This window comes from Ruegeria sp. BE3 (genome assembly GCF_056538865.1).
In genome coordinates this window covers 1,191,734-1,203,738 of record NZ_JBQFTW010000001.1, presented here as the reverse complement: position 1 = coordinate 1,203,738, position 12,005 = coordinate 1,191,734, and the positions used below count along the sequence as shown (strand labels likewise).

Sequence of the window (12,005 nt, the reverse complement as noted above, 5' to 3'; positions counted from 1 at the left end):
CGGTTGCATAGTTGAGGCGCATAGCGGCTATGCGTCACTGGCCTAACCCCTGTAGTCGGTTTATGTTAAGCGCGAAGTGAATTGACCCAAAGTCAGGAAAGCCCGTTGTGCGTGATCTGAAAATTCCCGAGCAAAGACACCCGGAAAAGGCGCATCGGCCTGACAATGCGGCCCCGCGCAAACCGAAATGGATTCGCGTCAAGGCTCCGGGCGGCGAAGGGTATGCCGAAACCCATAAGATCATGCGTGACAACAATCTGGTGACCGTCTGCGAAGAAGCTGGTTGCCCGAATGTTGGTGAGTGCTGGAGCCAGGGTCACGCCACCATGATGATCATGGGCGAGATCTGTACCCGCGGTTGTACCTTCTGCAACATTGCCACCGGCCGACCGGATGAGCTGGATGCGTTCGAACCCGGACGTGTCGCCCATGCGGTGCAGAAACTGGGGTTGAACCATGTGGTGATCACCTCGGTCGATCGCGATGATCTGGAAGATGGCGGGGCTGAGCATTTCGCGCAGACCATTCGCGCGGTACGCCACCGTTCGCCCAAGACCACGATTGAAATCCTGACGCCGGATTTCCTCAAATGTGATCCTTCCGTTCTGGAAATCGTGGTTGAAGCCAAGCCGGATGTGTTCAACCACAATCTCGAAACGGTTCCGGGGCTTTATCCGCAGGTGCGCCCGGGCGCGCGTTATTTCCACTCTCTGCGTCTGTTGCAGCGTGTGAAGGAAATGGATCCGTCGATCTTCACCAAGTCGGGTATTATGGTCGGATTGGGTGAAGACGAGCAGCAGGTGCGTCAGGTCATGGATGACATGCGCGCAGCAGATATCGATTTCCTGACAATTGGTCAGTATCTACAGCCGACTCCGAAGCATCACGGTATTGATCGTTTCGTCACACCGGAAGAGTTTGCATCGTATGAAAAGGCGGCCTATGGCAAGGGATTCCTGATGGTATCAGCAACGCCTCTGACACGGTCCTCTTATCATGCAGGGGATGATTTTGCCCGCTTGCGCGAGGCGCGCCAGAAAAAACTGGGGCAGGTGTGAATCCTGAGCTTCAGAGCTGGCTTATCGAAAAGCGCCATGAGTTGCATCAGGTGCCAGAGATTTCGGGTGACGAGCGCGGTACAGCTGCGAGCATCGCGAACTTGTTGCAGGCGTGCGATCCCGACACGGTCTTAACTGATATCGGCGGCTACGGGGTCGCAGCGGTTTATGACAGTGGCAAACCCGGACCAACCATCGGTATTCGTTGCGAGCTGGACGGCCTTCCTATCCAGGAAGTCTCGGAAATACCGTATGCATCGCAATACCCCGGTAAGGGGCATCTATGCGGTCATGACGGCCATATGGCGATGGTCCTTGGCGTCGCCTTCATGCTGGGTGAGAAACGCACATCGCAAGGCCGGGTGGTGCTGATCTTTCAGCCAGCCGAGGAAACCGGGAAGGGGGCTAAAGCCTTTCGCTGCGATCCGAAATTTAATGGCATCGCCCCGGATTACGTGTTCTCGCTGCACAATCTTCCGGGACTTGATCACGGAGCGGTTGAGATCTGCAGCGGTCCGACCAACTGCGCATCGCGCGGGATGCGGATTGCACTGACTGGAAAAACGTCCCATGCTGCAGCGCCGCAGGATGGGGTGTCTCCGGCACTGGCGATCTCGGAGTTAATGCCCGCGCTGGCTCGGCTTGGGCAGGGTGGCGCGCTGGATGCTGACTATGCGCTGACCACCGTTACCCATGCGCAACTAGGAGAGCCCGCTTTTGGCGTCGCTCCGGGATATGCCGAGCTGTGGGTAACATTGCGCGCGGTATCGGATGCACGGATGGAGCGTTTGATCGAAGAGGCCGAGGCATTGGTCGAATCCGCAGCACAGGCCGAAAGACTAAGGGTTGATATCACATACGACGACGTTTTTGAGGCTTGCACGAACGACGAAGAGGCCGCTCAGATCCTGTCGGATGCTTGTGATGCCCAAGGCGTGTGGCACAGGCTGGTCAAAGAACCCCAACGGTTTTCCGAAGATTTCGGCCAGTTCGGCAAAGACGCGAAATCGGCAATGTTCTGGTTGGGTGCAGGACGGGATCATCCGCAATTGCACAATCCCGACTATGATTTTCCTGATGCGCTGATCCCGATAGGCACCGGCATTTTCCTGGCTGCGATTGAGCGTACCCTTACGGCCTGAGTTTTCTCGGCTCGCTGCCCGCCCAATCCGGCCACCAGCCCATAAATTCTATGCCTGCGATTAACATGCATACCAAAATGATACCAAAAACCAGTATCACGCGGCGCTCGGACGGCGGATTGCGCGCCCATAAGGTCATGCGAAGGAAATGGCGCAAGTTCATTTCTGGCGCTATTCGACGAACCGAACCTTGCCGATAAAGGGCAGGTTACGGTTGCGTTGGGCGTAATCGATACCGTAGCCCACAACAAATTCATCCGGAATTTCGAACCCGATCCAATCTGAACGGAAATCAACTTCGCGCCGGCTGGGTTTGTCCAACAATGCTATGGATTTCAACCGCGCGGGCTTGCGGCTTAGCAGCAGCTTGGTGACGTGGTTCAGCGTGTGGCCGGTATCGACGATATCCTCGACCACCAGCACATCGCGCCCTTCAATAGCGCCACGCAAATCTTTGAGAATACGGACCTCCCGGCTGCTCTCCATCGAGTCTCCGTAAGAAGATGCCTCAAGAAAATCGACCTCGATTGGCAGATCAAGCTCGCGCACAAGGTCCGCGATGAAAACGAAGCTGCCGCGAAGCAGTCCCACGACAATCAGCTTGTCGGTGCCGCCGAATTCCTCTGTGATTTCGCGGCACAATGCCTCGATCCGCGCGGCAATGGCCTTGGCCGAGATCATCTCATCTATCACATATGCGCGGTCACTCATCGCTGCCCCCTTGATCTTTGGCGCGCAACATACGAAATCACGCGCCATTGTCACCAGTGAATCCCGGATATCATGCCAACACACTCTGAAACCCGACCGCTGCCTTACACCGCCCAGCAGATGTATGATCTGGTCGCGGATGTGGCGAAATACCCGGAGTTTCTTCCTTGGTGCGCCGCAGCCCGTATCCGCCGCACCTATGCTGCAGGGGACGGCAAGGTGATGGAGGCTGATCTGGTCATCTCGTTCAAAGTGTTCCGCGAACGTTTTGGCAGCCGGGTCACGCTGTTCGATGCGCATAAACGGATTGATACCGAATATCTGGATGGACCCTTCAGATACATGCGTTCGGATTGGGAGTTCGAAGATACGGATGAGGGATGCAACGTCTCGTTCCACGTTGATTTCGAATTCAAGAACGCGGTGCTGCAAGGCATTATTGGTGTCGTATTCAACGAGGCGATGCACCGGATTGTGCGTGCCTTCGAACAGCGCGCGGCGGACCTCTACGGCTGAGGCTTTACGACCGGGCAGTGCGCGCTAGACTGCGCTGCATGAGCATCCTGACTTCTACGCTTGCTGAATTTGCTGCAGGCCCCGTTTCAACCACGAAGCAAGCACGCATCGTGACCTCTTTGTCCGTTTTGGATTGGCTTGCTGTCGGGCGCGCGGGGGCAGAGGAGCCGGTGTCGCGGATTGTACGGCAGATGGTCCTGTCTGAGGGCGGCATGGAACAGGCCCGATTATTCGGTGGAGGCGCCGCACCTTTACGTGCGGCTGCGCTGGTGAACGGCACCATTTCCCACGCGCTGGACTATGACGACACCCATTTCGCCCATATCGGCCACCCCTCGGTGGCTGTTGTCCCCGCAGCGCTGGCTATTGCGGCGTGGGAGGATCGCCCTCTGGTCGACTTCCTTGAGGCTGCCCTGATCGGTATGGAAACTTCGATCCGGATCGGGTTATGGCTGGGGCGCGCGCATTATCAGGCCGGATATCACCAGACCGCAACTGCCGGTGCGTTCGGGGCTGCTGTCGCAGCCGGGCGTATCATGGGGTTCGATGCGGCACAGATGTCTGCGCTTATTGGTCTGACCGCGACACGTGCGTCTGGTCTAAAAGCGCAATTTGGAACCATGGGCAAACCTTACAACGCAGGTATCGCCGCATCGAACGGGGTGGAAGCGGCGCTGTTGATTCGAAACGGATTTCTACCTAATGCCGATGCTCTCGGAGGGGCATACGGTTTCGGTGCCACGCATCTGGGTACAGACGATGCCGACAGTGCGCTGCAGGGATTGGGTGATGAATGGCTGTTTGAGACCGTCAGCCATAAGTTCCACGCTTGTTGCCATGGTCTGCACGCGGCCCTTGAGGCAGCGCTTGATCTTGATATCGCCGAGCCTGAGGTTGCGGAAATCAAGGTCAAAACTCACCCCCGCTGGATGAGCGTCTGCAATCAGTTGGAACCTTCGACGGGGCTTGGGGCGAAGTTCTCGTATCGCACTGTTCTGGCGATGCAATCGCTTGGCTATGACACCGCATTACCGGGCAGCTATTCTGACAAAATATGCGCCGACCCGCGTCTGCAATCCCTGCGAGATCGGATCACCGTTGAGGCGGATGAGAGTCTATCCGAAACGCAAGCCCACCTGTCGCTGCTGCGCCGCGATGGTGCGCGGCTGGAGGCAAGCCATGATCTGCTGGCCCCGATGTCACTTTCGGATCGGGAAGATCGTGTGCGGGGCAAGGCTGCTAAACTGATTGGCGGAGACGAAGTTGATGCTATCTGGTCCATGCTGCGCACCGGCGGGCGCGCAGCGGATTTGGCAGACAGGCTATCCTATTAGGCAACGCGCCAATGCAGCGGAAAGCCCGGATCGAATACGGTCACAGGCCCGTCGCCCGTTTCGATCTTGGATGGATACGCAACCGGTTCGCCTTTTTTCAGAGTGATGGTCTCTTCGTTCACCGGCAGGCCATAGAACGCAGGGCCATTCAGGGAAACAAAGCCTTCCAGCTTGTCCAGCGCGCCTTCGCGATCAAACATCTCTGCCACCAGTGACATGGTGTTGGTGGCCGTAAAGCACCCGGCACAGCCACAGGCCATTTCCTTGTTGTCATCCGTGTGGGGAGCACTGTCCGTGCCAAGGAAATACCGCGCATCGCCCGAGGTGGCCGCAGCCAGCAGAGCCAGCCGGTGTTCCTCACGTTTGGCAACTGGCAGGCAGTAGTAATGGGGTTTGATGCCGCCCACCAAGATATGGTTGCGGTTGATGATCAGGTGATGCGCGGTGATCGTTGCGCCCAGATCAGTGTCATTGGCTTTGACATAATCCACGCCGTTCGCGGTGGTGATATGCTCCATCACGACACGCAGTCCCGGCGTTGCCTTACGGATCGGATCAAGAATTCGATCGATAAATACGGCCTCACGATCGAAGATGTCGATCTCGGAATCGGTGACCTCGCCATGTACGCAAAGAGGCAAACCGATTTCGGCCATCTTCTCCAGCACCGGGCGCACCTTGTCGAAATCGCGCACACCCGAGGCAGAGTTGGTCGTCGCACCCGCCGGATACAGCTTGACCGCCTTGATCAGCCCGCTGGCATGGGCGGCTGCTACATCGTCGGCATCCGTGTCCTCGGTCAGATACAGCGTCATCAGCGGCTCAAACGTCATGCCATCGGGCAGGGCGGCCATGATACGGTCGCGATAGGAGGCAGCGTGGTCGCCGCGCACGACAGGCGGCACGAGGTTTGGCATGATGATCGCACGGGCAAAATGACGCGCGGTTTCGGGCAGGACGGCCTGCAACATCGCGCCATCGCGCAGGTGCAGATGCCAGTCGTCGGGGCGGCGGATCGTGAGCGTATCGGTCATGGCCCCCGGCTAGCACAGCCGGTTCAGAGGGAAAAGCCTTGTCAACCGATCAGATCGTCGTAAATCCCGGAAAAGCCTTGGTCTTGACGCGCGCACGCTACCATGACCTGTTGGGCGCAGCGATTGAGGGGATCACATGCCGCAACCAAATTCCATCGATGCCGTGCAGGAAACACTCAGCGCCCAGGGTTATGTTTGTGGGCGCGCTCTGGCGACGGTCGTCTTCCTGTCGCTGAAACTCGGACGTCCCCTGTTTCTTGAGGGCGAGGCAGGCGTTGGCAAGACCGAGATTGCCAAGGCGCTTGCCGCTGGCCTGAACCGCCGTCTGATCCGGTTGCAATGCTATGAGGGTCTCGATGCATCCTCGGCCGTCTACGAATGGAACTTTCCGGCGCAGATGGTGGCGATCCGTACCGCCGAGGCTTCGGGTGGGGCCGACCGAGCGGCATTGCAGACCGAACTCTTCTCGGAAGACTACCTGATCGAACGCCCCTTGCTGCAAGCGATGCGCCCGGATGAGAACGGCGCGCCGGTCCTTCTGATCGATGAATTAGACCGCACCGATGAACCGTTCGAGGCCTTCCTTCTCGAAGCTCTCAGCGATTTTCAGGTGACCATCCCGGAGCTGGGCACTGTCAAAGCGCCGGAACCGCCCATCGTCATCCTGACCTCGAACCGCACACGCGAGGTTCATGACGCCCTGAAACGCCGATGCCTCTATCACTGGGTCGACTACCCTGATTTCGACCGCGAGATCGAAATCCTGCACGCCCGCGCCCCCGAAGCGGCCGAGGCGCTGAGCCGGGAGGTTGTTGCTTTCGTCCAGCGTTTGCGCACCGAGGACCTGTTCAAGAAGCCGGGCGTGGCGGAAACCATCGACTGGGCCAAATGCTTGCTTGCGCTCGACGTGATCAACCTGAGCCCCGAAGTGATCGGAGACACGCTGGGCGCGATCCTGAAATACCAGGACGACATCCAGAAACTGCAAGGCTCTGAGGCCAAACGTATTTTGGATGAAGCCAAGGCAGAATTAGTTAATTCATGAATTTTTTGGGTGATCAAGCTATCTCAAGGGCAACGAGAACCACCGGTCGTGCTTGCTGGTTTTCTTCGGTGTTTCTGTTTGCTTATGTTTCAGATTGGATAGCGTTAACCACCGGGCAAATTGGTCCGTTGATCTTTGTGCCTGAGCGTCTGGGAAGTGCGCTAGTGATCTTTGCTGTGTTCTCCTGTGTCGCTCATACGATCCAATGGTATGGTGACATGCAGTCATTCAAAGGGTGGAACGTTGCAGGCAGAAAGGTTGTAGGTCTTCAATACATTGCTGATACAACATCGAAGTCGAGGCTTGAGGCATTTGGTCGGGATCTTGACCGGCTGTACGAATATGATCCCACCGACCCATCCAATTTGAGTCGTGTTCGTGGAGCTTTTGATAGCTTGGCGGGATACATACCAGACTTTCGGAAGAGTTTGCGCGACTTCGGACGATTTGCTGTGTTCTACTGCTATTTCTGGCATCTAGTATTCCCGGTTTCCGCTACCATAATCGCGTCGCTTGTTTTTTTCTGGTATCGCAACCAATCCTGACAATGGCCGAACAACTCCCGCTCGATATCCCCGACAACCCCAAGCTGGCGCAGAACATCACCCATTTTGCCCGCGCCCTGCGCAAGGCGGGTCTTCCGATTGGTACGGGCCGCGTGGTGGATGCGATCCGTGCCGTCGAGGCTGCTGGGTTCACCAAGAAACAGGATTTCTATTGGACCCTACACGCCTGTTTCGTGAACCGGCCCGAACATCGCACGGTCTTCGCGCAGGTCTTCCGCCTCTATTGGCGTGACCCGCGTTATATGGAGCATATGATGGCCATGATGCTGCCCGCCATTCGTGGCGTGCAGGAGGAACGCAAGGCGGATGCTGGCGAAAAACGCGCCGCCGAGGCCTTGCTTGAGGGGGTCGAACGGGATCAGCCCGAATTGCCCGAGCAGGAGGGCGAGACAGAAATCGAGATTGATGCGACCCAGACAGCCTCGTCCGAGGAACGGCTGCGTAACCTTGATTTCGAACAGATGAGTACCGAAGAAATGGCACAAGCCAAGCGCTTGCTGGCGCGGTTGACCTTACCGGTCAAACCCATCGCATCGCGCCGGGCGCAGGCCAGCCATCTGGGGCATCGGCTCGACCGCGCGCGCACGCTGCGCCTGGCCATGCGTCAGGGTGGAGAGTTGCATGAGATCGCGTTGCGCAAGCCCAAACCACGTTGGCCGAACCTTGTGGCGTTGTGCGATATCTCTGGGTCAATGAGCCAATACAGCCGCATCATCCTGCATTTCCTGCACACGGTTTCTAATGCCAAGGGGGCGGGCTGGGCAAAGGTGCATGCCTTTACCTTCGGTACGCGCCTCACCAATATCACCCGGCACCTGCATCAGCGCGACGTCGATACGGCACTGGCCTCTGCCGGGGCCGAGGCGCAGGACTGGGAAGGTGGCACAAGGATTGGGGAGTGTCTGCATCAGTTTAATCGCGACTGGTCCCGCCGGGTGATGGGGCAGGGCGCGGTTGTCCTGCTGATCACTGATGGTCTGGAACGTGGCGCGCCCGAACAGCTGGAGAAAGAAATCGAGCGTCTCCACCTGTCCTCAAAGCGATTGATCTGGCTGAACCCGTTGCTGCGCTGGGATGGGTTTGCCCCCAAGGCGCAGGGGGTCAGAACCATGCTGCCCCATGTCGACAGTTTCCGCGCCGGGCATTCGATCGCCTCGTTGGAAGATCTCGCCAATGTGATCTCTGAGCCCGACGATCAGGGGCAGAAAGCACGGCTGATGGCCGCGCTTTCCGAAGGTTGATTATGAGAGCTGTTCTTCGTTGCACTTCCGCGCCATTTCCATGGCCTTGTAGGTGCCGGTGAGGTCGACGGTGAAGGCAAACTCTTTCTCGGGAAACACCACCATGACCTTCTTCTTGGCCAGATCATCGGCGAACTGCGGATCGTCCGACAGGACGTAACCGCCGGAATAGCCCTTAGTGATATTGCCTTTCATGCCAGTGGCTTCGCCGACATAGATGTTGTCACCGATCAGAATGGCCACGGCTTCTTTCTCACCGGCTTTGATGTTGGTTTTGGCCTTCGTGAAAACGCCGACGTAGCCCACACCGCGATCTTCGGTCAGGCCCATCTGAACCACGTTTTCGGAATCATCAACGGCTTCGATCAGGCAGGACTTCTTTTCCTGATCGATAAAGACCTTCCAGCCTTCGACTTCGCCATATCTCAGAAATGTTTCTGCCCAACCGGTACTGGCCGTCGCCAGACCGATTGCCGCCGCGAGTGTAAGAATGCGTTTCAACTCATTGTCTCCGCTTTGGAATATGAAGGGGAATGCACCGTTTCGGGTCCGGTGATACAAGCAAGTTAGAGGGTGGTGCTGTATCGATCAATACTTTGTGAATGTGATCGTGAAATCGGCTCTTTAGCGCCGGAAACTCTACCTGCTGACCGCTTTTCATTGCTGCAAAGCTAACTATGTTGAACCGGAACAAGGCCGGAGGTCTCAATGGAACGATTCGACAACAGCTCGGAAACTGCTCTGAAGTGGCATCGCGCGGGCAAGAAGGCAGCCCTTGCCACGGTGGTCGAAACCTGGGGCAGCGCGCCACGCCGCGTCGGTGCGCAGTTGGTCATCGCAGGTGATGGGCAGATCGAGGGTTCGGTCTCTGGCGGGTGCGTCGAAGGGGCGGTGATCGTTGAGGCACTGGAAGCCATTGAGGAAGGTGAGGCACGGTTGCTGGAGTTTGGCGTCAGCGACGAGGATGCCTTTGCGGTCGGATTGGCTTGTGGCGGCACTATTCGGGTTTTAGTCGAACCTGTCGGACAAGTCCTGCCAGAACCGATGTTGGCCGAACTGGTTGCAGCGCGCGCGCGGCGCGAACCTTTGGCTTACGAAGTGAATGTCGAAACCGGCCACCGTGCCTTGCGCCGTAACGCATATGCTGAACGGTTGCGGATGGACCGGTCTGGGTTTGAAGAGGACGGGCAGACATTTGTTGCCGTCCACAACCCGCCGCTGCGGTTGATTGTGGTGGGGGCAGTTCACATCGCTCAGGCGCTGGTGCCGATGGCGCGGATCGCGGGGTATGACCCTGCGATCGTCGACCCGCGAGAGGCTTTTGCATCGGATGCTCGCTTTCCCGGAGAAACCATCCTGACAGATTGGCCCGATGAGGCCGTGATCAAACTGGGGCTCGATTCGCGTACGGCCCTCGTGTTGCTGACACACGACCCTAAGCTTGATGACCCGGCACTACAGGCTGCGCTGGAGGCCGGTGTGTTTTACATCGGCGCGCTTGGATCGACGCGCACACATGCCAAACGTGTAGATCGGATGAAGCAAGCCGGGTTCTCCGATGCTCAGATTGGGCGCATACACGGCCCAGTTGGACTCGACGTTGGCGCGGCCAGCCCTTCGGAAATAGCGGTCGCCATTCTCGCCCAGATGACCGCTGTCTTGCGAGGCAAGGCGTGAAGTTCGGACCGGTTTCCTTATCTGAAGCCAGCGGTGCGATACTGGCGCACTCGGTCAAGGCAGAAGATCAAAAACTGCGCAAGGGAATCGTACTGACGGCTGAACACATCGACCTGCTGGCGCGTGCCGGTTTGAATGAGGTTATTGTTGCCCGCTTGGAACCCGGTGATTGCCACGAAGATGAAGCAGCAACGATGTTGGCCGCAGCTCTTGCTCCGGATCCTGCGAGCGCCAATCTGCGTGTCACAAAGGCGTTTACAGGCAGGGTTAACCTTTTGGCGGATGGGCCGGGCGTGGTGGAACTGGACGTTGAAGCCATACAGAAATTCAATCAGGTTCATCCGATGATCACCGTGGCGACGGTGCCGCAATACCAGCAGATGGGCGCAGGGGGGATGGTTGCGACGGTCAAGGTGATCTCTTACGCCGTGCCTCGGTTGGATGTGCAGCGCGCTGCGGATCTGGCGCAGGGGAGCGTGCGACTGACCATGCCGCGATTCCAGACAGCGGGCCTGATCGTGACAGATATCCCCGGCGGCCCGTCCAACGAAAAAGGGATCGCCGCGATTCGCGGTCGGGTCGAGGCGCTGGGGATGAATCTGACAGATATTCGGATCGTTCAGCACAAGACGGAAGAACTTGCGGAAGGGCTCAGGTCGCTGCAAGGCGACGTTGCAATGATCCTCACGGGCTCGGCCACGTCCGACGTGGATGACGTCGCGCCCACAGCAGTGCGTCTTGCCGGTGGCGATGTGGACAGATTCGGCATGCCCGTTGACCCCGGAAACCTGTTGTTCCTCGGCGGATTGCAGGGCCGTCCCGTCATCGGCTTGCCCGGCTGCGCCCGCTCGCCTGCGCTGAACGGAGCCGATTGGGTTCTGTCGCGCGTGGCATGCGGGATCGAAACAACAGGAACAGATATCGCAGCGATGGGCGTTGGTGGGTTGCTGAAAGAGATCCCAAGCAGGCCGCAACCGCGTGCAGCGAAAGTAAAGTGACGTAACGGCATCTTTGCCGTTTTTCGGGCTTGCTTCATCATTACAGGGTTATGTGGCTGAACGGCCTAAAAAACGGGCAAATATTTTTGTTCTCAAACAAAAATTCCCGTGTTTAACTTGGGCGCAAAGGAAAATTCCAAATAGGGAGGATTTCATGACACAGGTCTCAATGACCGTGAACGGGAAGGCCGTTAGCGGTGACGTGGAGGGGCGGACATTGCTGTCCAGCTTCCTGCGGGATCATCTGTCTTTGACGGGGACGCATGTTGGATGTGACACGGCGCAGTGCGGAGCCTGCGTTGTGCATGTGAACGGCGAAGCAGTGAAGTCCTGCAATATGCTGGCGCTCGAGGCAGACGGTGCAGATGTTGGCACGATCGAGGGGCAGGCGAATGCGGATGGTTCACTGAATGTGATCCAGCAAGCGTTTCAGGATCACCATGGGCTTCAGTGCGGCTTCTGTACGCCGGGCATGGTGATGAGTGCAGCTGCGCTGCTGGAAGAGAACCCGCGCCCGACGGAAGGTGAAATCCGGAAGTATCTGGAAGGCAACCTGTGTCGGTGCACTGGCTACCATAACATCGTCAAAGCGATCATGGCCGCATCGGGCCAGGACGTTTCAAGCATCGCCGCCGAATAAGGCGGGCAAGAATTTTCGACGAAAATTCTTTTCCCAGGGAGGA

The 12,005-nt window shown here is 57.8% G+C and carries 13 protein-coding genes; 10 read left to right on the top strand and 3 right to left on the bottom strand.

All coding sequences use genetic code 11. The annotated features are described in order from the left end of the window. Positions 1-107 precede the first annotated feature (107 nt). Positions 108-1,058, top strand: a complete 951-nt coding sequence (gene lipA / locus ACR0AZ_RS06005; RefSeq protein ID WP_480667003.1) for a lipoyl synthase — start codon at positions 108-110, stop codon at positions 1,056-1,058. Beyond that, complete coding sequence (locus ACR0AZ_RS06000) at positions 1,055-2,200, top strand: amidohydrolase (protein ID WP_480667002.1); 1,146 nt, start codon at positions 1,055-1,057, stop codon at positions 2,198-2,200. The genes lipA and ACR0AZ_RS06000 overlap by 4 nt, the downstream gene beginning before the upstream one ends. A gap of 171 nt (positions 2,201-2,371) precedes the next feature. Here the strand turns inward: ACR0AZ_RS06000 and hpt are convergent, their stop codons facing one another. Beyond that, complete coding sequence (hpt, locus tag ACR0AZ_RS05995; RefSeq protein WP_480667001.1) at positions 2,372-2,911, bottom strand: hypoxanthine phosphoribosyltransferase; 540 nt, start codon at positions 2,909-2,911, stop codon at positions 2,372-2,374. Between the two features lie 72 nt (positions 2,912-2,983). On the opposite strand from hpt, the gene ACR0AZ_RS05990 reads away from it, so the two are divergent. Continuing rightward, positions 2,984-3,427: a type II toxin-antitoxin system RatA family toxin gene (locus ACR0AZ_RS05990; RefSeq protein WP_480469976.1), complete on the top strand. Its 444-nt coding sequence runs from the start codon at positions 2,984-2,986 to the stop codon at positions 3,425-3,427. 38 nt (positions 3,428-3,465) lie between these two features. Beyond that, positions 3,466-4,761 carry an MmgE/PrpD family protein gene (locus ACR0AZ_RS05985; protein ID WP_480667000.1) on the top strand — a complete coding sequence of 432 codons (1,296 nt, stop codon included), beginning with the start codon at positions 3,466-3,468 and terminating at the stop codon, positions 4,759-4,761. On the opposite strand, the gene pyrC is transcribed toward ACR0AZ_RS05985, so the two are convergent. Continuing rightward, positions 4,758-5,795 carry a dihydroorotase gene (pyrC, locus tag ACR0AZ_RS05980; protein ID WP_480666999.1) on the bottom strand — a complete coding sequence of 346 codons (1,038 nt, stop codon included), beginning with the start codon at positions 5,793-5,795 and terminating at the stop codon, positions 4,758-4,760. The genes ACR0AZ_RS05985 and pyrC overlap by 4 nt on opposite strands. A 136-nt stretch (positions 5,796-5,931) precedes the next feature. On the opposite strand from pyrC, the gene ACR0AZ_RS05975 reads away from it, so the two are divergent. From ACR0AZ_RS05975 to ACR0AZ_RS05965, 3 genes are read left to right on the top strand one after another with little or no spacing between them, the layout of a single operon-like run. Next, the gene (locus ACR0AZ_RS05975; RefSeq protein WP_480666998.1) at positions 5,932-6,840 is read left to right on the top strand and encodes an AAA family ATPase; all 909 of its coding nucleotides are present in this window, start codon (positions 5,932-5,934) and stop codon (positions 6,838-6,840) included. Next, a complete protein-coding gene (locus tag ACR0AZ_RS05970; protein ID WP_480666997.1) occupies positions 6,837-7,385 on the top strand; it encodes a hypothetical protein in 549 nt (182 codons plus the stop codon). The genes ACR0AZ_RS05975 and ACR0AZ_RS05970 overlap by 4 nt, the downstream gene beginning before the upstream one ends. Positions 7,386-7,387: 2 nt before the next feature. Further along, complete coding sequence (locus ACR0AZ_RS05965; RefSeq protein WP_480666996.1) at positions 7,388-8,647, top strand: vWA domain-containing protein; 1,260 nt, start codon at positions 7,388-7,390, stop codon at positions 8,645-8,647. Here ACR0AZ_RS05965 and ACR0AZ_RS05960 read toward each other — a convergent pair whose 3' ends face one another. Continuing rightward, on the bottom strand, positions 8,648-9,148 hold the full coding sequence (locus tag ACR0AZ_RS05960) for a hypothetical protein (RefSeq protein ID WP_480666994.1): 501 nt from the start codon (positions 9,146-9,148) through the stop codon (positions 8,648-8,650). A 207-nt stretch (positions 9,149-9,355) separates the two neighbouring features. Between ACR0AZ_RS05960 and ACR0AZ_RS05955 the strand changes: the two genes are divergently transcribed. The 3 genes from ACR0AZ_RS05955 (at position 9,356) to ACR0AZ_RS05945 (ending at position 11,962) form a co-directional block, all read left to right on the top strand. After that, positions 9,356-10,324 carry an XdhC family protein gene (locus ACR0AZ_RS05955; protein ID WP_480469970.1) on the top strand — a complete coding sequence of 323 codons (969 nt, stop codon included), beginning with the start codon at positions 9,356-9,358 and terminating at the stop codon, positions 10,322-10,324. Next, positions 10,321-11,322 (top strand): molybdopterin-binding protein, encoded by a 1,002-nt coding sequence (locus ACR0AZ_RS05950; protein ID WP_480469969.1) that lies wholly within the window; start codon positions 10,321-10,323, stop codon positions 11,320-11,322. Before ACR0AZ_RS05955 ends, ACR0AZ_RS05950 begins: the two co-directional genes overlap by 4 nt. Positions 11,323-11,476: 154 nt before the next feature. Then, positions 11,477-11,962 (top strand): (2Fe-2S)-binding protein, encoded by a 486-nt coding sequence (locus ACR0AZ_RS05945; protein WP_480469968.1) that lies wholly within the window; start codon positions 11,477-11,479, stop codon positions 11,960-11,962. Positions 11,963-12,005: the final 43 nt, after the last annotated feature.